The organism is Corynebacterium sp. MSK012, assembly GCF_030232435.1.
GTDB classification, from domain to species: Bacteria; Actinomycetota; Actinomycetes; order Mycobacteriales; family Mycobacteriaceae; genus Corynebacterium; species Corynebacterium jeikeium_D.
This window is the reverse complement of sequence record NZ_JASPJU010000001.1, coordinates 275,810-302,452: the sequence shown is the minus strand read 5'-3', so window position 1 is coordinate 302,452 and position 26,643 is coordinate 275,810. Positions and strand designations below refer to the sequence as shown.

At 58.2% G+C, this 26,643-nt stretch carries 21 protein-coding genes and 1 rRNA gene; 11 read left to right on the top strand and 11 right to left on the bottom strand.

Annotated features, from left to right (window positions below; genetic code table 11):
- The first annotated feature begins 110 nt into the window (after positions 1-110).
- From rrf to QP977_RS01255, 3 genes are all read left to right on the top strand, one after another.
- Positions 111-227, top strand: a 5S ribosomal RNA gene (rrf, locus tag QP977_RS01265).
- Between the two features lie 214 nt (positions 228-441).
- On the top strand, positions 442-1,197 hold the full coding sequence (locus tag QP977_RS01260; protein ID WP_284847067.1) for an SDR family NAD(P)-dependent oxidoreductase: 756 nt from the start codon (positions 442-444) through the stop codon (positions 1,195-1,197).
- Positions 1,198-1,287: 90 nt separating this feature from the next.
- Positions 1,288-1,731, top strand: coding sequence for a DUF2871 domain-containing protein (locus QP977_RS01255; protein WP_038627034.1), 444 nt, complete (start codon positions 1,288-1,290; stop codon positions 1,729-1,731).
- 111 nt (positions 1,732-1,842) lie between these two features.
- Here the strand turns inward: QP977_RS01255 and QP977_RS01250 are convergent, their stop codons facing one another.
- The 3 genes from QP977_RS01250 to QP977_RS01240 are packed head-to-tail and all read right to left on the bottom strand — an operon-like array spanning position 1,843 to position 6,332.
- Positions 1,843-4,467, bottom strand: coding sequence for an ABC transporter permease (locus QP977_RS01250; protein ID WP_284847066.1), 2,625 nt, complete (start codon positions 4,465-4,467; stop codon positions 1,843-1,845).
- Between the two features lie 21 nt (positions 4,468-4,488).
- Positions 4,489-5,283, bottom strand: coding sequence for an ABC transporter ATP-binding protein (locus QP977_RS01245; protein ID WP_172954627.1), 795 nt, complete (start codon positions 5,281-5,283; stop codon positions 4,489-4,491).
- Positions 5,284-5,300: 17 nt separating this feature from the next.
- Positions 5,301-6,332 (bottom strand): pseudouridine synthase, encoded by a 1,032-nt coding sequence (locus QP977_RS01240; RefSeq protein WP_284847065.1) that lies wholly within the window; start codon positions 6,330-6,332, stop codon positions 5,301-5,303.
- Positions 6,333-6,629: 297 nt separating this feature from the next.
- Between QP977_RS01240 and QP977_RS01235 the strand changes: the two genes are divergently transcribed.
- The 3 genes from QP977_RS01235 to QP977_RS01225 all read left to right on the top strand — a co-directional run bounded on the left by QP977_RS01235 (position 6,630) and on the right by QP977_RS01225 (position 9,164).
- Positions 6,630-7,529, top strand: coding sequence for a universal stress protein (locus tag QP977_RS01235; protein ID WP_016421688.1), 900 nt, complete (start codon positions 6,630-6,632; stop codon positions 7,527-7,529).
- Between the two features lie 345 nt (positions 7,530-7,874).
- Entirely contained in the window at positions 7,875-8,168 is a 294-nt protein-coding gene (locus QP977_RS01230) for a GlsB/YeaQ/YmgE family stress response membrane protein (protein ID WP_070602291.1), read from the top strand.
- Positions 8,169-8,543: 375 nt separating this feature from the next.
- Positions 8,544-9,164 (top strand): TetR/AcrR family transcriptional regulator, encoded by a 621-nt coding sequence (locus QP977_RS01225; protein WP_016421686.1) that lies wholly within the window; start codon positions 8,544-8,546, stop codon positions 9,162-9,164.
- 52 nt (positions 9,165-9,216) lie between these two features.
- Here the strand turns inward: QP977_RS01225 and yidC are convergent, their stop codons facing one another.
- The 4 genes from yidC to QP977_RS01205 all read right to left on the bottom strand — a co-directional run bounded on the left by yidC (position 9,217) and on the right by QP977_RS01205 (position 14,168).
- The gene (gene yidC / locus QP977_RS01220; protein ID WP_016421685.1) at positions 9,217-10,575 is read right to left on the bottom strand and encodes a membrane protein insertase YidC; all 1,359 of its coding nucleotides are present in this window, start codon (positions 10,573-10,575) and stop codon (positions 9,217-9,219) included.
- 196 nt (positions 10,576-10,771) lie between these two features.
- Entirely contained in the window at positions 10,772-11,125 is a 354-nt protein-coding gene (locus QP977_RS01215; RefSeq protein ID WP_284847064.1) for a histone-like nucleoid-structuring protein Lsr2, read from the bottom strand.
- 348 nt (positions 11,126-11,473) lie between these two features.
- Positions 11,474-13,228, bottom strand: a complete 1,755-nt coding sequence (locus tag QP977_RS01210) for an alkaline phosphatase D family protein (protein WP_284847063.1) — start codon at positions 13,226-13,228, stop codon at positions 11,474-11,476.
- Between the two features lie 160 nt (positions 13,229-13,388).
- Entirely contained in the window at positions 13,389-14,168 is a 780-nt protein-coding gene (locus QP977_RS01205; protein ID WP_016421682.1) for a DUF6474 family protein, read from the bottom strand.
- A 173-nt stretch (positions 14,169-14,341) separates the two neighbouring features.
- On the opposite strand from QP977_RS01205, the gene QP977_RS01200 reads away from it, so the two are divergent.
- Positions 14,342-16,162, top strand: a complete 1,821-nt coding sequence (locus QP977_RS01200) for a ribonuclease H-like domain-containing protein (protein WP_284847062.1) — start codon at positions 14,342-14,344, stop codon at positions 16,160-16,162.
- Between the two features lie 4 nt (positions 16,163-16,166).
- Here QP977_RS01200 and QP977_RS01195 read toward each other — a convergent pair whose 3' ends face one another.
- The 3 genes from QP977_RS01195 to QP977_RS01185 form a co-directional block, all read right to left on the bottom strand.
- Entirely contained in the window at positions 16,167-17,012 is an 846-nt protein-coding gene (locus tag QP977_RS01195; RefSeq protein WP_284847061.1) for a crotonase/enoyl-CoA hydratase family protein, read from the bottom strand.
- A 170-nt stretch (positions 17,013-17,182) separates the two neighbouring features.
- Positions 17,183-17,779, bottom strand: a complete 597-nt coding sequence (locus QP977_RS01190; protein ID WP_005510435.1) for a superoxide dismutase — start codon at positions 17,777-17,779, stop codon at positions 17,183-17,185.
- A gap of 136 nt (positions 17,780-17,915) precedes the next feature.
- Complete coding sequence (locus tag QP977_RS01185; RefSeq protein WP_049193127.1) at positions 17,916-19,892, bottom strand: alpha/beta-hydrolase family protein; 1,977 nt, start codon at positions 19,890-19,892, stop codon at positions 17,916-17,918.
- 111 nt (positions 19,893-20,003) lie between these two features.
- Between QP977_RS01185 and QP977_RS01180 the strand changes: the two genes are divergently transcribed.
- From QP977_RS01180 to QP977_RS01165, 4 genes are all read left to right on the top strand, one after another.
- Positions 20,004-20,951, top strand: coding sequence for an L-lactate dehydrogenase (locus QP977_RS01180; protein WP_284847060.1), 948 nt, complete (start codon positions 20,004-20,006; stop codon positions 20,949-20,951).
- 138 nt (positions 20,952-21,089) lie between these two features.
- On the top strand, positions 21,090-23,051 hold the full coding sequence (locus QP977_RS01175) for a pyruvate kinase (protein ID WP_284847059.1): 1,962 nt from the start codon (positions 21,090-21,092) through the stop codon (positions 23,049-23,051).
- Positions 23,052-23,169: 118 nt separating this feature from the next.
- Positions 23,170-24,048 carry a hypothetical protein gene (locus QP977_RS01170; RefSeq protein ID WP_070851807.1) on the top strand — a complete coding sequence of 293 codons (879 nt, stop codon included), beginning with the start codon at positions 23,170-23,172 and terminating at the stop codon, positions 24,046-24,048.
- A 48-nt stretch (positions 24,049-24,096) separates the two neighbouring features.
- The gene (locus QP977_RS01165; RefSeq protein WP_070429924.1) at positions 24,097-25,014 is read left to right on the top strand and encodes a DUF5926 family protein; all 918 of its coding nucleotides are present in this window, start codon (positions 24,097-24,099) and stop codon (positions 25,012-25,014) included.
- A gap of 119 nt (positions 25,015-25,133) precedes the next feature.
- On the opposite strand, the gene QP977_RS01160 is transcribed toward QP977_RS01165, so the two are convergent.
- Positions 25,134-26,537, bottom strand: coding sequence for an LCP family protein (locus tag QP977_RS01160; RefSeq protein WP_224784282.1), 1,404 nt, complete (start codon positions 26,535-26,537; stop codon positions 25,134-25,136).
- Positions 26,538-26,643: the final 106 nt, after the last annotated feature.

Genomic DNA, 26,643 nt, shown 5'->3' with positions numbered 1-26,643 from the left:
ATTCAACACACAAAGTGTGAATTACAGGGTTTTTGCTCGCGTCCGTTATTCAGTGTCTGGCATGACACCACCCACCCGTTGTGGTGGGGATGGGTTGTTGCCTGGTTTTTGTCGGTGGTGTTAGCGGTGGGGTCACGCCCGGTCCCATTCCGAACCCGGAAGCTAAGTCCACCAGCGCCGATGGTACTGCACTCGGGAGGGTGTGGGAGAGTAGGTCGCCGCCGGCATAATAATCTTGTTTGTGGGTCGTGGTTGCCTTGCCCCTTGTGTGGGGTTGGGTGCTGCGGCCCACTTTTGTGCCCACGAGTAAACAACATTAACTAGCGTTTTAATGCGACATTTTTTGTTCGTTTGCTCATTCCTATGTGGCACGCTTCGTCGTCGCCGTTTTAATTGCTCGACTCAGTCGGCTGTATCTTGGAATTCATGCGAGTGGGAATCGTGACTGGAGCATCTCGGGGCATAGGCGCCGTCTTTGCCGATAGACTTGGGCAGCTACGTCCAGACCTAGATGAAATTTGGTGTGTTTCTCGTAGCTACAACGATGATTCTTCCGGTGAAGACGCTGAGTTCTCGCAGAGGCAAGGTCCTCGTCTTCGATATCTTTGTCTAGATCAGTCCGATGATGATTTTGGCGATAAACTCCGGAATCATGTTGACCGCCATCACGCGACGATAGTTTATTTAATCCTCAATGCCGCGTATGCGAATTATGGCGATGTTAAAACCCAGGATTTTTCGCAGGCTGATCAAATGATACAGACGAATATTCGCGGTACGGTCGCAGCGGTTTACTCGCTAAACGATTTATTCGAAAAGAACGGCCACATCATTTTCGTTTCATCGATCTCAGCTGTAGCACCAACTCCAGGGCTGGCGGTGTACACAGCATCGAAAGCGTTTATTCGGCACTGGGGTATCTGCCTTAGAGAGGAATTGAAACCTAATGGTGTAACTGTAACTATTTGCTACCCGGGAAAGGTTAAGACCAAGGCGCTACGGGACGTCGTGAAGCAGGCGAAGTCGGTGAAGTTGCGTCTTATGCCTGAGCAGAATCTCAGTTATCTGGTGGAGCGCACGTTACGTGCAGCGGAGAGCGGCCGAGCGGAGGTAGCACCCGGCCTATATGGTCTGGTGATGGCTCTATTTAAGGCTGTGCCGAAACGTGTGGTGGCTCGACTGGCGCGGTTAGTTTGAGGCCCTCTAGTTTCGCGGTATCAAACTTTCGTTTAACCCCCTGGGTTTAGTCCATTTAGAAGCCAGTGTTATCTGAGTAGGCTACGAAGTATGCGTAAGTTATTCACAGCCGCTTCGGTCTATCTCGGTCTTGGTCTATTTTCTGGCGTTTTCTATCGTGAATTTACCCGTGCAATGGATTTTGGCGATAAAACGCAGCTCAATACGCTGCACACGCATTTCCTTGTTCTTGGCACGATCTTTTTCTTGGTTGCGCTGGCATTGGATGGTCAATTCAATATTTCAGCTGTCAAGGGCTTTGATCGCTGGTTCATTGTTCAGAATGTCGGCATTGTTTGGACGATCGGCATGATGGTGGCAAACGGTATCGTCCACGTTGTTTCAGGCCCGGAGGCCTGGGGTCCGATGTACTCGGGAATTGCAGGACTCGGCCACATTATCCTGACGGTTGGCTTTGTGTGGTTCTTTATGCTTCTCAATAAGGCGCTGAAGAATCGTGAACGCGTGGATCGCAAAGCCAACGCAGCCGTATAAATTTCCAGCGGAAATGCGTGAGTCGGATAGCTGATTCGGCCTAGGTAATAAGGCGAAATAGAACCCCGTGCAGAAACTATATCTGCACGGGGCGCTTTCATATAGCGGCGGCTATTCGTCTGCGATAGCGGCCAGAGGTGGTGTCTTCGCGGCCTTCTGACCAGGTCCGAGAGCAGCAATAACGCCTACAAGCGCAGACCCAAGCAGCATGAGAACAACCTGCAGCCACGGTACCGCAATAGTATTCAGGCCCTCATCCTTCAGCACGGTCAGCAGTGACCAGCCAAGGAACAAGCCGAGGACAATACCCACGACTGCGCCGAAAATGGAGATTTCCACAGATTCCAGGCGAATCATCCGGCGAACCCCCGAGCGCTGCAGGCCGACGGCTCGAAGCATGCCAATCTCCTGGCGGCGCTCGACAACTGAGAGCGCGACAGTATTGATAATTCCCAGAATCGAAATGATGACCGCCAGTGCCAGCAGTGCGTACACGATTCCCAGCATGACATCGATAGAGGCATTAGCCAGGCCCGCAAACTCCTTAGCAGTCATCACTTGTACTACGAGGTAGTCCGCAACGGCGTCGCTAAGCTTTTGCTTCATTTTATCCAAGGAGCCGCTGTCTGCCGCGATGGAATCGGAGACATCGACGTAGGTCTGGAAGGGCAACAGGTGGCTGCTCTTGACATATTTATGGGCGGCTTCGTAGGAGACAAAAATCGACTGGCCTGGATCTCTTGTGTCAGCAAAAATGCCGGTGACAGGGAGCCGTGTTATGCCGCCTTTGGAAACTACTGCAAGTTCAGTGTCAACGTTCCAACCATTCTTTTTCGCCGTTGATTCGCTGATGACAATTCCCGCATCTGGCTTGGCTAGATTAAGGGATCCTTGGATGGCGCGAGTGCCGTACCATTTGCCGACGTTGGAGTTGAAAACCGACACATTGCTAGATTCCGGTCCGACTTCAGTTTGTTCGCCGTCGGCAGTCATCATCGTGGCGGCTTCTTCAGGCGGGATCACCAGTAGGGCACCAATCGACAACGTTGCGGTGTCTTCGACGCCACCGATATCCTTCACCGCGTCCTCGACACCAAGAGGCAGGGCCGAATGCGCAGTCAGAGGCGGTGAGAGCACGAAGTCAGCCGTCAGATTGGTCTCTGACCACTCATTGACCGCTTCCTTCATGGACACGCCGAACATGCCGATCACAGTCACCAGCGCAAGTCCGAGCGTCAGTGCAAACGATGTGGTTCCCGTTCTGCGCGGATTGCGGTGAGAGTTCGTTGCCGCAAGCTTGCCGACGGTTCCAAAAGGCGCACCTACGACGCGCCCCAGTCCTCCGATCAGAGGCATGGACAGCGCAGGACCGACAAGCCAGACGGAGGCTACGGCCATCACCGCACCGACACCAACGAAGATGGCGCGAATCTTGGTTTCCGCGTCGTTCCACTGCAATGCCCAGGCAATGATTGCAATAGCAGCGGATGCCAGCACTGCGCCGGTCCACGTCCGAGCACTGAGACTATTGCTGGGTGTTTGGTCCCCAGAGCGCATGGCTTCTACGGGAGGGACTGCGCCAGCGCGGGCCGCCGGTGTCCAGGCGGCAATCATGGTAATTACCACGCCGACAATGAGAGGCACGATAACCGCAACCGGTTCGAATGTCAGGCCGTCGCCGGGCATGGAGATACTCATGGCATCGAGAAGCATGAATAGCCCCTGGCTCAGCCCAAACCCCGTGATTACACCGAGTGCAGAACCGATGAGGCCAACAATGAATGCCTCCAAGAGGACGGACGCAGTGAGCTGTCGTCGTGAAGCACCGAGGGCGCGGAGGAGAGCGAATTCCTTCATGCGCTGAGTGACCAGCATGGTGAAGGTATTGGAGATGATGAAGATGCCGACCAGCAGACCGATGAGCCCGAAAGCGATGAGGAAGTAGTTAACAAAGCTTAAGGCGGAGGAGACACGTTCGGAAGCCTCGTCGGCGAGCTTAGAGCCGGCCTCTACCTTGAGGTCGGGGAACGCAGCCGCGACGTCACGGGTGAGTGCGGCGGCGTCGGTGGTGGAATCGGCAGCGAGGGTGAACATGTCCGCATGTCCGTCTTCGCCGTAGAGCTCGCGCCACTGATTCTGGGTGAAAAAGACTGTGAGATAGCCGGTTTCGTCGATGGAGGTATCAGCGATGCCGACAACCTTCACCGTCGCCCGCTCGAGACGGGTGGCCACCTTGATTTCAGTGCCGACGTGGAGGTTGCCGAGTTCGGCGGTGGTGGAGTTGACGACCACCTCACCTGGTGTTTCCGGCGCGTGCCCCTCGGTAACCGTGACCTTGTTGCCCACCGCTTCGGCCGCTGGATAGTAGGGAAGACCCATCGATGGCGAACCATTGGTTTGAATCGGCTTGCCGTCGGCTCCCGTGGCCGTAATGCTGTTGTTGGGATCGCCAATGTTGAGGGCTCGGACCCCGGGGAAGCTTTCGATTTTCTGCGCGGTTTCTTCGGTGAGAGCACCGGGATTGTCAGCTGGGGCCGTCACCACCACGTCGACACCGTCATAAGCGGTACTCATTGCGCCCTTAAAGGCCTTGTCCAGCGATGATGTGAACACAAATGCGCCGGTGATGAAGGCTGTGCCCAGCACGACCGAAATAATTGTGAGCACGAGGCGCAACTTGTGCGAGGTGATATTACGCCAGGCGACGCGGCTTAGCGTGGAAGACGATGATGCCATGGGGAGAGATGACCTGCCTTCCTAAAGATTCTCAATATCTGCCATGCGCGCCAAAATATCGGCGGGCGTGGGGTTGCGAAGCTCGTCAACCACACGGCCATCCGCGAGGAACACAACACGGTCTGCGTAGGATGCGGCGGTGGCATCATGCGTCACAATGACAACGGTCTGGCCGATGTCATCAACCGCATCGCGGAGAATCGTCAACACCTCACGGGATGAGTTCGAGTCCAAGTTGCCCGTCGGCTCATCGCCAAAGATGATCTCCGGCCGGCTGACAATGGCACGCGCACAGGCGACACGCTGCTGCTGGCCACCGGACAGTTCCGAGGGACGGTGCGTAAGCCGTTCCTTAAGCCCGAGGCGCGTAGTGATTTCCTCGAACCACTGCTTATCCACCTTCCGACCAGCGATATTGATAGGCAGGGTAATGTTCTCCGCCGCCGTCAACGTCGGCACCAAGTTGAAGGACTGGAACACAAAGCCCAGGCGGTCACGCCGCAGCGCCGTAATCTCCTTGTCCGACAGCTTCGACAGTTCCGTCGTGCCGATGTACGCGCTTCCCGACGTCGCGGAGTCCAAGCCGGCCATGCAGTGCATCAATGTCGACTTACCCGACCCGGACGGCCCCATAATCGCGGTGAACTCACCAGCGGCAAAAGAGATATCGACATGGTCCAGTGCAGTAACAGCGGCATTGCCGACACCGTACTTCTTGGTGAGCCCCTCAGCGTAGGCCGCCGCTGGTGGGGCGGAATGCTTCAAAGAAGACTCAGCGGATGATTTGGTGGGGCGTTTTGCATGCTTGGCAGACATGGGGGAGGGGCTCTCTTCTAATTAGATTTGATCAACGGCGAATTAATATCCGGCAGCGAAAGCGGATTGAAAACGCTGCGGCGGGAATGGAACGTTCGTTGTTCCCCAGTCACGGGGTCAGCGAAACTCATTTCAACACAGACCAGGTGCAGGGGCTCCGAGGCATTCTCGGCCTCCAGCGGCAGAATCTCCGGGTAGTACTGGTCACCCAGGATGGGAAAGCCCAGTTCACTCAAGTGCAGCCGCAGCTGATGAGTGCGTCCGGTGATGGGCTTCAATTGCCACAGCGCAACGCGACCCCTGTCGGCAGCGAGGCCGTCGGCGTCCGAAGGCACGTCGACAAGCGAAATGCGCTCGATGATGGTGTGGGCGTTTGGCTCGCCCTCGAGAGTATAAGCCTGCATCTGGCCAGCAATTTTGTGCTGTCGTGTGCGCAATTCCAGTGGGGTCTCGGGCAGGGCTTCGCTGGCCGCGCCAGCGATGGGTGTAGGCGACGTCAGTGCGTGGTAGCGCTTAGTGACTTCCCCCGATGCGAAAAGCCCCTGGTAGGCGCCGCGAACCTCGCGCCGGGCGGTAAAGATGAGCAACCCCGACGTCAGCCTGTCGAGGCGATGCGCGGGAACCAACTCCGGATTACCCAGCTCCCGCCGCAGGCGAACCACAGCAGTTTCCGTAATGTGTCGGCCGCGCGGCATCGTTGCCAAAAACGACGGCTTGTCGACGACCACAAGGTTGTCATCTTGAAAGACAATCGGCATCGGCCCCGCGATTGTGCGCTCCGGTGCCGGGGTGCGGTAAAACCACATTTCCGCGCCGGGCTTCACCATGTCATCTGGACTGTAGGGCACTGAGTTGGCGCGAACGACGAGCCCATCTGCAAAACGCTTGGCCACAGCCGCTTCATCATCGTCTGGGTGGCGGTAGGTTTGACCTGCGATAGCGCCTGCGAGCAGATCCCACGCACGGGTGGGGGCATCGCCACGACGCCCGGGAGCGGCGATGCGGGATGGGTTGAGCCCATTGCGAATGGGCAGTGGCATGCGACGCATACGGCTGACTTTAACAGGTGCCCCGGATTCATCTGGCGGGCAAGCGGAGCTGCTGTGGCAGAGCGGTGTTGGTATCGCCCCTAATGGCGTAGGTGGACAACATTCTGCCCTGTCGGTCGCAACATAATGGGGGTAGGGTGGAGGTGAAAGTAATAAAAGGGTTGGCTCGGAAGAGTTGACTAAATAGCAAAGCTTGTCCATTAAAATGGCGTCCAAGCAGGTGCGATAGGTGTAGCTGCGTTGCGGTCGGGCCGCGGAGAGCCAATTTTTATGGATCGCATAATAAGGAGGCAATCAATGCCAAGGCAGAACATCATTGTGTGCGCGGTCGATGGCTCGGAGGCATCCAAGACCGCCGTCAAGTGGGCCGCTAACACCGCAGTGAAGCGCGGTGAGCCACTCCGTCTGGTCAGCAGCTACTCCATGCCACAGTTCCTCTACGCAGAGGGCATGGTTCCGCCGCAGGAGCTTTACGACGATCTTGAGGCCGAAACCCTGGAGAAGATTAACGAGGCCAAGAAGATTGCCCTCGACTTCGCACCGTCGGTAGATGTCAGCCACCAGATTGAAGAGGGCAGCCCGATTGACATGCTGCTCGACCTGTCTGAGCAGGCAACCATGGTGGTTATGGGCTCTCGCGGTCTGGGTGGGCTCTCTGGCATGGTCATGGGTTCGGTTTCCGCCGCTGTTGTTTCCCACGCATCGTGCCCGGTTGTTGTTGTCCGCGAGGACAACCTGGTCACCGATGAGACCAAGTACGGCCCGGTCGTTGTCGGCGTCGATGGCTCCGATATTTCCGAAAAGGCAACGGAGTACGCATTCCGTGAGGCCGATGCCCGTGGTGCAGAGCTGATTGCAGTTCACACCTGGATGGACATGCAGGTACAGGCTTCTCTGGCCGGTCTTTCTGCAGCTCAGAGCCAGTGGCAGGTTGTGGAAGAGGAGCAGAAGGCTCTGCTCGGCCACCGACTGGAGAAGTACGCTAAGAAGTACCCGGACGTGGCCATCAAGAAGGTCGTTACCCGCGACCGCCCGGTTCGTGCTCTGGCTGATGCCTCGGAAGGCTCGCAGCTGCTGGTCGTCGGCAGCCACGGCCGCGGTGGTTTCAAGGGCATGCTGCTCGGCTCCACCTCGCGTGCACTCCTGCAGGCGGCTGCTTGCCCGATGATGGTCGTCCGCCCGGAGACTGACGCCTAAAGCGCCCTTCGAGGAGGCTGAAAAAAGACGCCGGTGCCGGTCGTGGACGTGCGTTTAGCGCCGAGAACAGAAACCGTTACCGAATATTTATAAGTAGAACCTAGCCGGTTTCCGACATGTCTCGGAGATCGGCTTCGGTTTATATAAATGGGGCCTCTCGTCTGCATAAACCCCGTTTTCATGTAGAAAGTACAGATTCTATAAGGGCTTTCCTATGGTTATCCGACTGTTATCTCGCTAGTTTCCCAGTGGCCGAAATGGCCTGATAGTGCTTGCAGTAGGTGCAAGATATTTTGGAAAGACTTATAGTTGAGTCAGAACGATTTCGGGAAAGGAATATCTATCATGAACGAGATTCTTCTTGCTGCCTCCTTTAGTCCTACTCTGGGCTTCGTTGGTTGGATTATCATCGGTGGTCTTGCCGGCTGGATTGGCTCTAAAATCATGAACACTGATGAGCAGATGGGCATCGTCCTGAATATCGTCGTTGGTATCGTCGGTGGTTTCTTGGGCGGTTGGCTGCTCACCCTGGTCGGCTTTGATGTCGCGAGCGGTGGAATGTTCTTCAGCTTCCTGACCTGTCTGATTGGTGCTGTGATCCTGCTGTGGATTGTCGGCATGATTCAGAAGCGCAAGTAAGCCAAGCAAAACAGCGCGACTATGCACGAAGCGTCGTAACGCGGCTATCTACTGGATAGTGAGCTAGAGCGCGGGGCATCTCATCAACATTGAGATGCCCTTTTTGTTGTGCGGTTGTCGTGACGTTGGCGTTCTGCGATTGTCGTGACATCTGTTGGGGGCGGCAATCATCGCACGCTAAAGTAGGACTAGAGGCTGAAAGACTGACTAGTTTGTTCTTTTACAAAAGCACAGTCGCAGATACGCCTACAATGGAATATCACAGACTATGAACGCCCTGCTCAGTGTTGCGAAAGCAATGACGCGAACGCCGAGATTTGCGAGTAAGCAGCTGATATAACGGGGTGTGACTTTGGAAGGACGAGAGGTACTGCCGTGGCAGAAGCGACAACGGGCAAGGGCGCAAAAGGCGGCCGCGCTTCCTCTCGCCGTCGTAACCGCCCCAGTCCGCGGGAGCGCCTCCTGACATCAGCGACAGCTCTGTTTACAACGGAAGGCATCCGCGTTGTCGGCATTGACCGCATCCTGCGGGAAGCTGATGTCGCCAAAGCCAGCCTGTACTCGTTGTTTGGATCCAAGGACAAGCTGGTCATCGCGTATCTGCAAGACCTCGATGCCAAATGGCGGGAGGCTTGGGAGCAGCGAGTGGCCTCGTTGGATACCCCGGCGGAGAAGATTCTCGCTTTCTTCGATCAGTGTATTGCGGAGCAGCCGGCAATCGACTTCCGTGGTTCACACTTCCAGAATGCGGCTAGTGAATATCCGCGGCCGGAAACGGAGTCGGAGCAGGACATCCGCCAGGCCGCAGCCGATCACCGCTCCTGGGTTTGGCAACAGCTACACACGCTGCTGACTGAAAATGAATCTAGTATGCCGTCTGCTCACGCAAATATGCTGTTGCTCTACCTCGACGGCGGCCTCGCGGGTGCCAAGATGTCCAAGGATCTGAACCCGCTGCAGATGGCGCGCGACCTGGCCCGTGACTTGGTCACGTAAATACCTAATTCCCTTTTTTAACGCGCCCTAGTTCTCGCCTTTTGCTCACGGGCTAATCCCGGAAGCGTTTCCAGTCCGACTCCTTTGAGCCGGTGGCTTTCTTAACCATATTCTTCGTATTCTGGCCGAGCAGCATTCCCAGGTTCTTTGCAATCAGAATTGGTTTCGGCCGCTTCTGCGCCTTTTGTGCTTTCTCGGCTTGTCGTTTCATGTCTGCCCGCACTTTAGCCAGGCCGGGAAGCGGCGGAACTATACCCGAGGAAATCTTCATATCCTGCGTCAGGGACGGCAAATTGTCCTGAGCGCCAGGCCTCATCTGGGTCACCATGTAGCGAACCTTCGCAATTTTCAAAGCCTGGGCATATTCTTCGTCCTGCTTTGCTTTACGACGGTCCCGCGATTCCTTCTCAATAGCGGCATATTCGCTCTTATACTGCTTTATTTTCCACGGAGCGAATGCGGATTTGATATAAAAGCGACGCTTGGCCTGCTTTAACTTCTTCTTTTCTTCCCGCTCCGATTCGTATTCACCCTTTTGGTGGTTTTGCAGAGTTCGGAAATCGTCCGTGAGTGGGTAGGTCTTTTCTACATAGCGGGTGAGAATAATATTTTGGGTCAGTGTCCAGAAGTTATTGGTGACCCAGTAGACAATTAGAGCCACAGGTGTTGGGCCAAAGAACCCCGCGAAGAGGATCATCAGCGGTGCGTAGATAAGCATTACGCGCATGAATTTGCTGAGGAATACACTGACGCTATTGGAATAGTCGAGAGTGCGCTGCAACCGGCGGTAGGAAATGACCAAGTTAAAACCGGTGAAAATGGCCGCTGCCACGATGCCGATAATGCAGAAAGCTAACAGCGAATCATGATTGCCCCCAAGGATTTGTAGTTGCTCCGGGTCCATGCGCAGATACGCGGGTAGAGGCTGCCCCAAGAATGTCGCGCTCAGAAAGTCGGAAATCTCATCCTTAGAGATGAATCCGACATTATGAGACGCAGGCAGTCCAGGCCCCTCAGACGCCCGCAGCATGTGCCTCAGCATGCGAACAAGACCCATAATCACGGGAATCTGGACGAAGAGGGGCGCCAGCATTACGGAGGTCTTAATACCTTCGGCTTTGCGCATTTCCTTGCTGGCAAAGTTTACGTATTGTGGCGAGTTCGGCTCGATGCTCCTGCGGTAGCGCTCCTTGAGTATAAAAAGCTGCGGCCGTAGGTTGGCCGTCTTGCGCGCCGAGATAAATTGCTGGAACGCGAGAAACGCCAGAGCGCCACGCACCGTAAACACCAGCAGGAAGAGAGAAAGCGTCCAGGACAGAGAAGATGGCAGGTGAAACACTGAGGCCAGTAAAAGGTGCCACGCCTTAAGGACAAACGAGACCAGCCAAACAAATGGTTCCAAAATAACCACGGGCCGACTCCTCCATGTCAAGGATAAGAAAAGTAAGACAACCGGATTAGGCCGGTGTGCCAATTCCAGCCGCTATCCTAGCGACTCGAATCACCTGCCCCAACTTTAAAACAGGGCCCCGCTGTGGCGGGACCCTGTCTTTAAGATAGTGAAGCTGGATGACATCCAGTGGAAGGCAAACGAACCTGGGTGAGAACTAGTTAGCGCTCTCGTACTTTTCAATAATGTGCTTTGGCAGCGCACCGCGGTCTGCAACATCCATGCCATTCTCTCGTGCCCACTGGCGAATCTTGCGATTGCGATCACGGGCCTCAGCGGCATTGGGATTAGCGGAAGAGCGCTTACGCGGAGCTACAACCGTGCTGTGATCAATAGAAGCGTTCGCAATATACGGTTCTAATACCTGCTCGAACTTCTCAGCATTTTCCTGAGAGAGGTCGAGAATGTAGTTCTTACCGCGGAAAGAGAAACGAACGACTTGGTGATCTGGGGAATCAAGCGGAGTCCCATCGAGGTCGTCGATGTACTGAATTAGTTCGCGGCGTGCCATAGAATCCCTGCCTAAGCTTGGTGCTGAACTTGTAATAATGAAGAAGGCTTACGGTGAAACTTCAATACGGTGAAATTTCAAATTAATATCAAGCCCTGTTTTCTTTCCCCCACAGTATAAGTGCAAAGAAATTTAATGTCTATTGACGATAATTGAGTTAGATTGTGCAACTTATATCGAATACATGGTTTGTTAATAATTCGATTAATTGTGCACAAGAACTTGGGGTGATAAAAAGACGGCCCTGCATGTTGTGCAGGGCCGTCGTGAACAGCAACTACGCTACTGAGAGCGCAATGCGGGGTGCGCTCTCAGTGGTCGTCGGAAAGCGAAAGGATGAGAAGGCGCTTAAGCCTGGGTCATGCCCTCACCAGGCTTGCCTCGGTAGGTAGCGGCGACGAAAAGTGGCTGGTTCGGTTCCTCCTTGACCTCGACGAGGCGGTACTCAGAGGTAACGTCCTCGCGGCCGAAGTAGACAGCGGTGTAGCCGTGGCGGTCGAACTCGAGGTAGTTGACGTACGGGTTCGCAGCCTTGAGTCCAGCGGTAGCAGCCAAGGAAATCGGGTTGTCCTGAGGCAGCTTCACAATGTCATCGATGTTCGGGGCGCTGACGGAAGTACAGACAATCTCAATGGCGGCAATACCGGCACTCGGGTACTGGCCCGGGACCTTCGGTACGTTGCAGTTCCAGGAGGAGTGAATATCGCCGGTGAGGAAGACAACGTTGTCGTAGCCCTCCTTACCCATGATGTCGATCAGCTTACGACGCTCAGCAGCGTAGCCATCCCACTGATCCAAGTTGTACGGCAGGCCGTCCTGAGGCAAGCTCAGCAGCTCAGTGACAGCGTGAGTGGCCTCCGGATCCAGCGGCGGAACCAGCACTGGAGTGAACATGACGGAGTTGCCCACGACACGCCACTTTGCGCTCGAGGAACGCCACTGGCCGAGCAGGTAATTGAACTGCTCAGAGCCGAGCATGGAGCGACTCTCATCATCGGTCTCGCCAGCGCGGATGAACTTCAGCTGCTGGTCACGGTAGGTGCGCAGGTCCAGCATGGTCAGGTCGGCGAGATCGCCGAAACGGAAGCTGCGGTAGAGCTTGCCGCCCTGGGAGAAGGGGACAGCGCGAACCGGCAGCCACTCCAGGTAAGCCTGGATAGCGGCGTCGCGGCGGGCAACGTAGTCGCCTTCGGTCTCCGGGTCGTGGTTCTCAGCGCCACTGTGCCAATCATCGTTGGCGACCTCGTGGTCATCCCAGGTCACAATCCACGGCTTTGCGCGGTGAGCTTCCTGCAGGTCCGCATCGGTGCGGTAGGTGGCGTAGCGCAGACGGTAGTCAGCGAGAGAAATAATCTCGTGAGCCGGCTTGTGGTCACGAACCGGGCCCTTGCCGGAGTAACCACCGGCCTCGTACTCGTAGATGTAGTCACCGACACACATAATGATGTCGATGCGGTCATTTTCCGCCATATCGCGATAAGCGGAGAAGAAGCCACTTTCCCAGTTAGCGCAGGAGGTCAGCGCGATGCCCAGGTGATCTGGCGAGGAGTTCACCGGCGGCGCAGTGCGAGTCTGGCCAATCGGGGAAACCTGGCCCGCGTGATGACCAGCGGTGACGGTAAAGCGGTAGAAGTAGTAGGAATCAGCGGAGAGACCCTTGACATCGATCTTGACGGTGTTGTCAGCATCCGGGTCGGTGTTCAGGGCACCAGAGGCAACGATGTTGCCGAAGCCCTCATCAGAAGCGACTTCCCACTTCAGTGCAACAGGGCGGCCCTGGTTTGCACCTGCGGTGTCGCCTGGGTGCGAGGTCACACGAGTCCAGATAAGAACGGAGTCTGGCAGTGGATCGCCAGAGGCCACACCGTGTTGGAAGACCTGAAAACCACCAGAACCGCCAGCATTAGCTGGAGACTGTGACTCAGGATTGGCCCCCGCACTAGTAGCGGTCGCCAGGCCGATGGCGCCAGCAGCACCGGTAGCGCCGGCACGCAGTACGGCACGACGAGAAGGGGTGAATGGCTTTTGGGCTGTTGCGTCGCTGTTCGAGACTGCGCCGTTCAGATCCGAGGCTGCAGTCTGAGATTTATCTGAAGATGGCATAGCCCTCATTACAGTAGTTCTCAGTCCGTAGCGCCATCGGAGGGAGAAAATAGCCCGATACGGGGGTACTAAGAGCGAAAGCGCGACTATTGCTGCTCAACAACAGTCGCGCTTAGTTCGACGAATCTCGGCGAGTGGCCTTAACCCGAAGCGGCCAGGTTTACGCGCCCAGCTCCGAAATGATCTGGCGATCCAGAGAATCCAGCTCTGCGGTAATGGAGTGGTGTGCGCGACGACGCTGCTCCGGGGTCATCTTCTCGGCAGTGTTAATGGCGTCAGTCATGACATCCAGACGCGAGTTGGCGTCCTTGATAAAACCATCGGTACCCTTGACGCCCGACTTACGCAGCTCTGTCAGTGAACCACGAGTGGCCTCAATGCGGGCCAGCAGCGGCGCACCGTGCCCCTGGTAACGAGCGGCATCATTAGCGGAAACACCGAACTTCTGCGCGGCCGAAGAGTGTTCACGGCGCTGAATGGCAGTGATGGCGCGGTAGGCCAGCGGAACCAGCACCGGTACCAGCAGGCGTGCGCCACCGATCCACGACTTTGCCTTGTCCTTGTTGAAGCCCTGGCTGCGCTGCTGTTGCAGGATCTTCTCGGCCATCTTGGTCTGGTGGCGCTGCTTGGCGGCCAGCGCCTTCTTCTCGTCCTTGGCACTCGCCTTGCGGATCTTCTCCGCGCGCTTCAGAGCACGGTTTTCCAGCTTGAGTTCCTTCTTACCGAGCTTTTCCTCAGAACGAACGCGGCCAGCGGCCTCCTTCAGCTCCAGCTTGTGCTGGTGCTTCTGGTCGCGCTTAGCGGCCTTGACCTCAGCCTTATGTGCCTTGCGATTAAGTCGAGCTGCGTGGCGAGCCTCTTCCTTAGCCTTCGCCTTGGCAGCCTTCACCTGCTTGGCGGTTTCGCGCCGACGCTCACGGATGTCACCCAAGAAGCTCATTTTTTCCTTCGCCTAGTTGCTCGCAGATAGTCCCTCCGGAAAAGTGGGGCGGAAAACCCGTAAACCCCACCGCGCCGGAGTGCGCTTGCCAGATGCAGTGGCTGCATCACGATTCTTGCTATCCAAGCTTAACGTGAAACTTCCTACCGAGTGGCGATACGCTAATTCTCATTGTGACTGATTCATCCGTTTCGCGCCCGCTTCTCCACGCGAGCGACCTCATCGGCTGCCGCTACCGGCTGAGCCTCGACCTCCGCGAGGGGCGGCTAGTCGAACCTGCTTCTCACCATGAGCACCGCTTGCCGACGTCCATCGCGTCCATCCCCGGCCTGTACACAGTGGCCCCGGGGCCGGACGCTCACCTGGATACCCTTGAGGCCATCGCCCGCGGAGAAAGCGTCATCGCCGGTGGCGTGCTCATGCATGAGCGTCCGATTCTCGGTGGGGTGTACTCGGGAATCGACGAGATTTGCCACCCCGATCTGCTGGTCAAGGTCGATGATTCACCACAGACGACCTCACCGACGTACATGCCGGTCCTGGTTGTCACACGGCACCTGCTTTCTGCGCGCAAACCGGGCCGGCGGCGTAAGCCGTCGTCAAGCAATGCGGCGCGTGCGGCGGCGATGAAGGTGCGACTGCTGGGCGTTGATCGGCTCGGGCGTGCTGGCGTGATGGGGCGGACCCTGCGTCAGGCGATGGTTGTCACGGACGAGTGGAAGCTACGGCATTACGGACCCGATGCTGTGAAGCTTGGGCAGGCAGCGGCGATACTGCACCGCCTGGGCGTGTCCTGTGGTCTGGTGGGGGCGATTAGTGCCACCGGGATGAACCTGGATACACGGCATATTGTCATTGCCGATGAAGGTTCGCGCGTGGCCTCGTACCGGATGGCGTTGCGGGATGCGCGTGATGCCGTCGCTGCCACTCAGGGGCGACCGTCACGGTTTACGCCAGGCACCTGGCCGCTGGCGCCACGGCGCATCCGGGAGTGCCGAACCTGCCGTCACCACGACCTTTGCTTGGATGAGCTGACCGCAAGTGACGATATTTCCCTCCTCCTACCTGGCGATAAGTCCATGCGGTTGCGCAGTGTGGGCATCGACACAGTCACGGCACTGGCGCAGGCCAGTACCAACACTCCGCACGTCAGCAAGGAGCAGGTGTGGATGGCGAGGGCGCGGCTTGCCGACGTCGACGCGCTCCGGGTAGCCGCTAAGACATCGGCCCCGCGTGGCGATATTGAGATGGATATCGATATGGAGGCGTACCCCAACGATGGCGCCTACCTGTGGGGAACGTGGGTGCCTGGGGAGGACTACCGCGGGTTTATCACCTGGGAGCCACCGGGGCCAGAAGGGCTCGGTGGCACGGCAGAGGCCAGGAACTTTGCGATTTTCTGGGATTACCTGATGCGTCGTCGAAATGCGGCGCATGAACAAGGCAAGACCTTCCGCGCCTATTGCTGGGCGGCAGAGGGTGAGAACTATTGGCTGCGTCAGAGCGCCACCCGGTTCGGCGGCCAGGAATTTGTGGTGCCCGCAGATTCGGCGGAGCTGGCTACAGGCGATGCGGCTGGTTCCAGTTCCGAGGCAGCTGGCCCGACAAAGATTGTGCGGGTGCCGACCCGCGAAGAAGTGGACAAGTTCATTGCCTCGGAGGACTGGGTGGACATGCTGAAGGTCGCCCGTCGCCAAATCCTCTCCACCGTCGGCATGGGGCTTAAAGTCGTGGCCCCGTGGTCGGGCTTCCACTGGCGCGACGCCGATGTTGACGGCGAGGCATCGCTGGATCTGTATCGCATTGCGACGGCCACTGACCTTGACTTTGTCTCGGAACAGTCCTTTGAAAAGCTCACGCAAGCCGAGGCTCGCGCCATGCTGCTGCGCTACAACGGCGATGACTGCCGATCGGTAGCCCACGTCCGCGACTGGCTGGATTCACAGCGCGCGGCCGCGGACCTGCCGCATGGGGATGACCTGCCGGTTCCTTAGCGCGCTAACCACGCGCCCACGTGCCGCGCCGGGCGAACTTAGGTGAGACCTTCTTCATCGCAGCATTGCGAATAATGGCCGTGTTCTTGCGGGCTAACAGCAGCAGCTGCTGTGTGCGCTCGGCACGGAATGTTGCGCGAGGAGAGCGGTGCACATCGCGGAAAAGCCGCTTCGTCGCCGCCAGCTGATCCGGCGAGCGTGTCGCCAGCTGTGCCAACTTCTCCTTGGACAGCTTGAGTGCAGCGTCCTCCGTGTCCACGGCCCACGTCGCCAGACCGATCTCAGTTGCTTCCTTGCCGTTGAGTTCTTCGCCAGACATGGTCAGCCAACGTGCAGTATCGGCGCTGACCTCATCGAGGATGGTTCGCATACCGGACATATCCGGAATCAGTCCCCACTTCGCTTCGAGGATTGACCACTTGGCATCGCTCGTAGTAATGCGGAAATCAGCACCTAGTGCAATCTGTAGACCACCGCCGTAGCAGTGCCCATGCACCGCCGCAATGACCGGCACCGGCAGGCCTCGCCAGTCCCAGCAGGCGCGCTGGAACAGGTTTGTGCCGTGGATATCGGGGACGAATGAGCGCAGGATGCGTGAGGGCTTCTTAAATGCCGAGGCGAAATCGAGTCCAGCGCAAAACGATTTGCCCTCGCCACGTAGGATTACGCCACGCAGATCACGGTCAGCTGCCAGTTTCCGGGCGACGGCGGACAGCTCGGTCAGCATCTCAAGTGTTAGACCGTTGAGTTTGTCTCCGCGGTCCAAACTGACGACAGCGATTTTCGCCACCTCTGAATCAGCTACGGCGAGGTATTCATAGGCGACGTTGACATTGTTGCTGGTGTTCATGGGCACTAACGCTAAACGACGGCTACGTGTGCCGCCCGGGAAATACCAAAAGTGGTCTCAAACAAGACACAAAAAACCGACCCGCTGAGGGTAAGCCCCGTCAGCGAGCCGGTAAGCCATCTTTAGCGCGCGGCAGGGACGCGTAAAAAGCCGCGCGCTGTTAGCTGAAATTACTTGGCAGCTGCGAACAGCTCTGCAGCGTAATCCCAGTTGAAGACGTTCCAGACAGCCTTGACGTAGTCAGCCTTGACGTTCTTGTACTGCAGGTAGAAAGCGTGCTCCCACATATCCAGCAGCAGAACCGGCTTCAGGTTGATGGACAGGTTGCCCTGCTGATCCGTCATCTGCTCAATAACCAGGCGCTCTGCAATGGTGTCGTAACCCAGAACAGCCCAGCCGGAGCCCTGCAGGCCCAGAGCAGCAGCGTTGAAGTGAGCCTGGAACTTCTCGAAAGAGCCGAAGTCGCGCTCGATAGCCTCAGCCAGCTCACCGGTCGGCTGGCCGCCACCGTTCGGGGACAGCAGCTTCCAGAACAGGGAGTGGTTGGTGTGGCCACCCAGGTTAAAGGCCAGGTCCTTGGACAGGCCGGTAACAGCTGCGAAGTCGCCGGACTCGCGAGCAGCAGCGAGCTTCTCCAGAGCAGCGTTGGCGCCGTTGACGTAATTAGCGTGGTGCTTGCTGTGGTGCAGCTCCATAATCTCGCCGGAGATGTGCGGCTCCAGAGCGTCGTAAGCGTAATCCAGCTCAGGAAGTTCGTACTTAGTCATTAGGAAAATTCCTCCTCAACACGTTTTTAGGTTGTGCCGTCGATGGTACTCAAGATGAGTGGATGCGCAACCATTTAAGCAATACAATTAATGCGAAATTCATAAAAAATGCTGTTCAGGGATATCTGTCACAAGTTTATGAACGCGGCGGCTGAGTGCGGCGAATCCACTTACTCACGCGCTTGAAGCGCATTCCGGCTGCGCCACCCAGGTCGTCGTCAAGCGGAATGTCGAGGATGGAAGCCCACGTTGGCAACATTTCTTCCTCGTACCGGTGGCCGTGACCACCGGGGACGGTGACGGAGGCGAGGCCGTCGATAAGCACCTGCCAGAAGGTGACGAACGGATGCCAGCGCATGGAGGGGAGAACATCGCGGCCGACGCGCTCTGCAAGCCAGTCGGGGCGGCGCCAGGCCAGTGGGTAATCCCACCAAACGATGGGGTCAGAGGCATGCTGCAGGAATGCGACGCGCGGGAATTCCCACGGCCCGAACTTGGTGCCATAGAAGGAGTGGTACAGCTCGTCGGGGCGCGTAGCGAAGCGGATGTTTCGCCCCTCGTCGATGACTGGAGCGATTTCCGGAGACCCCTTTGTCCGACGGTGCGTCAGCTCTTTCCACATCGCGGAGAACTGTGGTGCGCCCGTCCAGACAGCACCGTCGACGCGTGCGAGCATGTCAGCGGAATTCTCGAATGCGCCGAGACCGCCAAACCCGCCGAGGGATTCACCGGCGACGTAGACCTTTGGCCGGTCGTTCTCCGGCATCTTGTCGACTTCCTGCAACACCCGATGGATAAGGGTGTGGCCAGCCGCGATTGGGGTTTCGTGGTCCGTTAGCCATGCCACTGGGGAGGGGAGGTCAGAGTACTGCAGAGCGACAGTGGCGCAGTTGCCAAGGGTCAAGAACTCTGCAGCCTGCGCCGACCACGGTGGCACCCAACCGGTGCCGGTGGTGGTGAAGACAACCAGATGATCGCGCCGAAACGCGCCGGTGCGGTGCATCTCGCGGATGATGAGCTCCGCCTGTTCCCGCAGAGAACGACCTGGCACCTTGCCCGCATAAATGCGGATGGGTTCCTGCAGTTCGGAGAGCGGCTTGCCAGTGACCACCGCCAAATCTCGGGCACGGGGGCCTTCGGCGACGAAGACGCGCCCCTCGGCGCCGAGTGCGTACCACGGCTCCAAAGACCATGGACTCCCGGAACGTTCCGGCTCCCAGGGCTGCATGCGGCCTGGAACTACCAGGGTATTCAGGTATCGGGACTTCTTGGCGATGGACTCCAAAGTCCGACGGATAAGCAGTCGATCAATGCTGGCGGCCACGGCACCACCGACGATGGCACCGCTGAGAACCGGGGCGAGACCGCGCGGCAGCCAGGGGCGGAGGTTGTCCCGCAGTAAGTCATAGCCGCGATTGGCCAGCGCGGAGAGCCCCCGAGTGGTCAGGTAGAGACCACTGGCAATCATTGTGGAGGCGAACTGGCTGCGTGCGGATTCCTGCTCATCCTTGCCCACCAGGCGGCCAATTTCGCGCTGCTGGGAAATGGAGCGCAGCCACAGCGCCGCGGTGGTGGCCGTGGTGGCAACATGCCAGGTCACGGCCAGTGCGCGCTCGTGTCGAGGTGCCGGCGCAAAGCGGCTGAGCGGAGTGCTGGCCAGACGCCGCATCGTCGTGTTGTAGCCATAGCCGATAGCCACCCCGGTGACATGGCCCGCCAGCTGTGCCAGGAAGGTCACAGTAACGGTGGCGATCCGAGTACGCGGCATCAGCGAGGGGCTAAAGGCAGCCCATGACGCAATTTCTGCACCAATTAGACCGGGGTTGGAGGGAATGCCCGCTCGCAGTGCGCTGCGGATAGTGCCAGGGCCGGTACCTAGGAGGCGTTCGCGAAAGACTTTGGTCGCCATCAGACTGCCGGTGCCGACTGCGCCCAGCGCTTTGGCCATGCCAGCTGTGCCAGCGACTCCTGTAATTCCCGTTCGCGCTGCTCGTGCAGCTCGCACTGTCCTGGTGGTTTCGATTGGCTGAGCTACAGGTGTGTTGCCCGTAGACGCAATCGAGGGCGCAATCGAAGTAAATGCGCGACGCAGGAATCCCATAACTCCCATCATGGCAAAATTTTTTCCACGGGGTTTATTCATCTCGCGCCAGTTTTCCGCACAAAGCGTAGCCTGTGGGGTGTCGCAACGTTTTCCGAATCGGTTGAGAAGGATCCGAGGGCTATGAAGCTATCCACAGGAAATAAGGTCGTGCTGATCGGCGCTGGCGACGTCGGCGTGGCATATGCGTACTCACTGGTCAACCAAGGCACTGTCGACCATTTGGCAATCATTGACATCGACGAAAAGAAGACGATGGGCAACGTCATGGACTTAAACCATGGCGTCGTGTGGGCGTCGTCGCGCACCAAAGTCACTCAGGGCACGTACGCCGACTGTGACGATGCCGCGCTGGTAGTCATCTGTGCAGGCGCAGCACAAAAGCCCGGCGAGACTCGCCTACAGCTGGTGGACAAGAACATGAAAGTTATGAAGTCCATCGTCGATTCCGTCATGGCCAGCGGTTTTGATGGGCTCCTACTGATCGCCTCCAACCCCGTCGACGTACTCACATACGCCGCGTGGAAGTACTCCGGGCTGCCACACAACCGTGTCTTCGGCTCCGGCACCATCCTGGACACCGCACGTTTCCGTTACATGCTGGGTGAATACTACGATGTTTCCCCGATGAGCGTGCACGCATACATCATTGGTGAACACGGCGACTCCGAGCTGCCGGTGTTGTCCAGCGCCAACGTTGCAGGCGTCAGTCTGTCCAAGCGCCTCGCCGCCGACCCCGCGCTTCACGACGAGCTGGAGGACATCTTCATCCGAACCCGTGATGCAGCCTACGAGATTATCGATGCCAAGGGCTCCACTTCCTACGGAATCGGTATGGGTCTGGCCCGCATTACGCGCGCCATTTTCCAGAACCAAGAGGTAGCTCTGCCGGTCTCCGCATACTTGCAAGGTGAATACGGTCATGAGGACGTGTTCATCGGAACACCAGCCATTGTGAACCGTCGAGGAATTCGCCGCGTTATCGAGCTTGAGCTGGACGAATACGAAAAGAAGCAGCTGGACAAGTCCATTCAGACGCTCCGAGATGTGCAGGATCCATTCTGGAAGTAACTGCTGGTAGCGAGAGTAGATGTCTTCTCGACATGCGCTTTCGGCCGTCTCATTTGAGAATGAGAATGCCCACCTTCTATTGGCCCGCGTGGCCGACTCTGGCCAACGCTTCGTCTTCAACACAGGAGTGCCTTCTCTATGGCAGCGCAGAGCCCTCAAGACACAGCAACTGACAACACTGAAAGCGGCGCGGCCGTACCGCGTCTGGATGACCTCATCAGCAAGGTCACTGATCTGATCACAGAGTTGGACGACGTCTCGGTGGAGGCTTCTGCACTGCTCGCAGAGGTGCCGGAAGAGCGCCGTCGGCACGCGGAAAACCTGCTGCACTACGCACACCTGCGCACAATTGACATCCGTGAGCTGCAAAACAGCTTGCACGACCTCGGCGTGACCAGTCTGACCACGGTGGAGACTTTCACCCGGGGGCGCCTTGAGCTCGCTCTCAACGCGCTGTTGGCGCTGGCGGGGCGCACCTCAGACATCGATGTCGCCCGCATTATTGCCGACGATGAGCGCGCGGATATTGCCCTGGATAACAACGCCACCGAGCTGTTCGGTCAGGAGCGCGCGGATGTCACTTCGCACATTATGGTGACCCTGCCCGCCGAGGCCGCCGACGATGCAGAGTTGGTGGAGAGCTTCGCTGCCGCTGGCATGGATCTCGCTCGCATCAACTGCGCCCACGACGGACCTGAGCAGTGGAGCCGCATGATTGGCAACGTCAATGCTGCAGCTGAGAAAGCCGGTCGCCGCATCTTCGTGTCCATGGATCTGGCTGGCCCGAAGCTGCGCACGGGTGATATCGAACCGGGGCCGCGTGTGGGGCGCGCCCGTGTTGTGCGTGACGACGCCGGCACGGTCATCTCCAAGTCCAAGATTTGGCTGACTCCGCGACTGGATGAGCACCCCAAGCCAGCTCCGAGCGATTTGCCGGGGCGTCCCGCACTGCCGTTGGAAGCAGATCAGGGGTGGTTGGAACAGCTGCAGCTTGACGATGTCATTACGCTGCATGACTCCCGCTCGGCGAAGCGTCACTTCACCGTTGTGCGCATCGACACCGACTCCGAGGGCGAGGTCGAGGCTGTCCTCGCCGAGGGCGAAAAGAACGCCTGGATTGCCGAGGGAACACACCTGCGCAGCAACTACGAGGTCACGCGCGCTGGTGGCGTGCCACCGACCGTGCAAAAGCTGCGCTTCCACACCGGTGATGAGTTTATTCTCACCAGCCGCGAGGAAATCACCACCATTCCACGCACTGACGATGAAATTCCACGCGTCTCCTGTTCGCTGCCGTCTGCCGTGGCGGCTCTGAAGCCGGGCGATCCGGTGCTTTTCGACGACGGTGCGCTCGGCGCTGAGGTGGTTGAGGTCTCCGAGACGTCGTCAAGCGAAGATAGTCACGTCGATGCCCGGCTGCGTGTCCTGCGTACGAAGCCGAATGGTCAGCCGCTGGCGGCGCATAAGGGCATCAATCTGCCGAACACCGACCTGCCACTCAATTCGCTTACCGACGAAGACATTGAGCACCTGCGCTTTGTGGTGGAGCATGCGGATATTGCTGCGGTGAGCTTTATTCGCACGCAGGGGGATGCTGAGTACGTTTACAAGGTGCTCGATGAGATTGCGGCGGAACATGAGGCTGCGGGCCGCGAGGACCTGGCGTCGAAGGCTCGGAACCTGGGTGTTGTGCTGAAGATTGAGACTATTCCGGCATTCCAGAATCTGCCGGGAATCATCATCGCCAGCATGAAGCGCGCCAAGTCCGGTCTGATGATTGCTCGTGGTGACCTGGCTGTGGAGCTGGGCTTCGACCGTATGGGTGAGGTCCCAGGCCAGATTCTGACGCTGGCGCAGGCAGCCGGTGTGCCGACCATTCTGGGTACTCAGGTGCTGGAGAACATGGCCAAGGCCGGCCTGCCGTCCCGCGCGGAGATTACCGATGCGGCCTTCGCCCTGCGTGCCGAGTGCGTGATGCTGAACAAGGGGCCGCACATTACCGAGGCCATCGCGATTTTGAACAACCTGGCCCGGAAGATGGGACGTTCGCAGCGTAAGAGCCGCATCATGCTGCGGAAGATTCGCAGCTGGTCGGACTAGTGGCTGGGTTAGGGGCCGGGCTAGTTTGGGTAGGTTAGGGGGAGCGCACCTAAAAACACCGTGGGAGAAAAGACTGCGGAAGAAGCCGGCCGCGCGTAAGAGAGGAGCCCTGCGGAAAATGTCTAATGAACAGGCAGAAAACGCGGGGTGGGCTGTGCCGCCGCAGTCTCCAAAACAGCAGCCACAGCAGTCCCCACCTCAGGTGGTGCTGCCACCGCAGCAGAGCTGGCAGCCGACTGTCTCGGATTCGGCCATCACAGGTGCGACGCCGCGCTGGAAGGCCGATGAGATTGTTCGCAAGCGTGCGGACAGCGTCTTTCGATGGGCAATGAGCGGCGCTGGAGTATTCGCCGCATTTACCGTATTCATCTGGATGAGCATTCTGAGTCCAGGTCAGGATCTGGTGGTTTCCCTCCTCGGCGAACTGGGAGCATGGGCTTTCGGTCTCTGCGGAATGGTTTCCCTCATTGGGCTGGGTTTTTCGGTCTACAAGACCCTCCAGGTGCTGCGTGACCGCGCAACGTATGCCCGCCCACTGCTGTCGCGCACGGCAACGGATGTGCGCACGATGCACATGTGGCCAGTGCGCAACATCACGGGACCCGTGGTCGCGTTGGCTGAAACAGGAGTCACTGCCGTAATGGGGCCAGGTCGCTTTATCTGGTATCTGGCCTGCGTTTTGTGGCCACTTGCAACGGGTTGGTTTATCGCTGCCGACGTGTCCAGGACGTACTTCCAGGCCGGAATCATCACTGTTTTAGCTTGTGTGACAACTGCCCTTACGGCTCGGCTACTCCGCTACGTGTTGGCTCCCGAGGAAGTGCATCGCAACATTCCCGTTGGGGCAGGTCGCGAGCGCACCCAGCCCGGTTTTTGGTCCAAGGGCTTCATCCCCAGCGAAGCTACCGATGAACAGGGGGAGGCGGGCGCAATGGCCGTCGACAAGCAGCTTTTCGAAGGAACGGCGAGCGAATTCGTCGACGATTTTTATAAGTAGCCCAGGCAGTCGCGAATTACGGACTGCGAATAGGTATTCTGTGGCCTTGTGGGAAAGAAATCTCGTAAGAAGAATAATCAGGCCCCGGAGGGCATGAGCCGCCGTCAGGCGAAGCTGGCAGCCCGCGCTGCTGAGCGTGCAGCGTTGCTGGGCAATCCGCGTCCGTTCAAGGACTTCGACGAAGAGGCTGACATCGTGGCTGTCCGCGAGTTCGCTCCGGCTGTGGTCATTCCGGTCACGGTCGCTGACGCTGAGCGTGACATCAAGCTCTGCACCGTGCTGCCGGGTGGCGTAGCCGCACTGACGCGTGCCGCTGACCAGGGCAATGAGGCTTTCGTCGCGCTGCAGACGCAGGCTCGCACCAATGACGGCGCTGCGGATCTCTCCCGTGCGCTGGCATGGGCTTGCGATGCAGAGCCGGGTCAGCAGCTCTCCGCCGCTACTGACGGCGAAGCTGCACCGCTTACCGACGTCCTGACCGCCGTGGATCTCGACAACATGGAGGTCCACCAGGACTTCGAGTGGTGGATTCCCAAGGGCATTGAACGCACCCCGATGATCGAGCAGAACCTGGCCGTGGCTAACGACGCGATTCTCCCGTCATACCGCCTGGATGCGAAGGTCGCTGGTGCTGTGTGGTGGATTGATCCGGGCGAGCGCGCCCACATCCGCTGGGTGCGTCGTGAAGATGAGAAGCCGCTGCTGGATGCCTTGGCACGCGTGCACGCTGCGGACAACCTCTCGCTGGGAGAGGGCACGAAGTTCGCCGGTGTCTTCCGTACCGATGGCGTGCTGGTGCCGGTCTGGGACCTGGATAACACCAAGCCGCACGACCACTGGATTGCTGCCGTGGAAGAGGCCGACAAGCGTATCGCTGAGGCGCTGGCCAGCGAAGAGCCGCTGACCGCCGAGGAGCGTAAGTCCCGTGAGACCATCGTGTCCCGTCAGGTGACCATTCGGAACTAGGTACCTAGACAGCCTGGCGGAACTGGTTTAAGAACTAACGCGTGTGGCTCAGCGAAAAACTGAGCCACACGCGTTAGTTGCCTCTAAGTTATCTGAAGCAGTTTTAGCTACTCTCTTGGCTATCTCAGCTCCGCAAAAAGTGTTGGCGCTTCGATTTCGTCCCAGAGCAGCACATTGCCCGCATAACCGGTATCCATGGCGCCTGAGGTGGGCACGGTAAGAGAATCGGAACCGAAGAGCATGCGCAACATCAGCCAGGTCAGATGCCAGACGTGGTCACCATCGCCGACGAGCACGGCCTTAGTGCCAGCATTGGCCAGGCGAATCCAGCGGTAGGGGTTGAGCCATACCGCAGGTGACTTCAGCCGTCCCATCAGCGCACTCATGAATTCACGCTGCCGCTCTACGCGGTCCAAGTCTCCCTGGGCGGTAGCACGCGTGCGCACGTAACCCAGGGCACTCGCGCCATCGAATTTCTGGCAACCGGCCTGAATATTCAGGCCTGCCAGCGGGTCGTCGATGGCTTCTTCAGGGCACATTTCGATGCCACCGACAGCGTCGACGACACCGGCGAAACCGCCAAAGCCAATTTCGGCGTAGTGGTCGATGTGAATTCCAGTGTTTTTCTCTACGGTGTCGATGAGTAACTGGGGGCCACCAAATGCGAATGCCGCATTGATCTTGTTTTTGTCATTGCCCGGGATATCCACGAAGGAGTCACGCGGGATACTGACCAACTTCGGCTTACCGAACACCGGAATGTGGGCAATCATGATGGTGTCTGTGCGCTGGCCGAAATCACCACTGCCCGTCGATAGCTTGGCGGCATCTTCCTCTGACAAGCCCGTACGAGAGTCCGAACCGACGAGCAACCAGTTGGAGGACATCGTATTGGCAGGGCGATTTGCCAGACCTGAGAACGCGTCGACCCTGGTCAGGCGGATGTCAACAAGTGCCATCGTGGCGACAAGGAAGATGACGACAACCAGGATGATGGATTTAAAGCGCAAGCGTGGCAGCCGCATGCGTGGCATGCGGAAGCTCGACCTGGCACCGGCTCCGCCACGACTGCTGCGGCGTCCACCACGGCCAGAACTCGCTGCTTGTGGGGCACTGTAGTAGTCCTGCGACGAACCCTGCGAGGAAGATTGGAAATCCGCATCCGGGTTATAGCCGGGTGGAGGAAACCGCGGATCGCTGCCAGCGCGTCCGCTACCGGTCCGGTTCATCGGTGGACGGGACTCAATGCGCGTTTCGTTCAGTGGCGCCTGCCGACGTTCTGGTTGCGGCCTAGACCTGCGTGGAGGCATAGGCGCTGGGCGGGCTGCCCCTGCCCGAGAAGGGCGGTTCGGGCGGGGAGGGATGGGGCGTCGTGAAGCGCCACGCGAATCGGCCGCACGGGAGCGAGCATGCTTCGGCGACGCCTCGTCCACACGGCGGTAGATGGGGCGACCATAGCGATCTTTGAGCGGCCTGCCGTATCGGTCGCGGGCAATGCGCGAGTCGTCGAAGTTGCCTTCCATACCAATTAAGAATAGGCAACGACAGTGCACTAAGAGAACCGAGACAGCAATACAAGTATTGGTAGCGCTGGCGTTACCCTGCGTGCGACGTGCTGAAAGGGTTTGG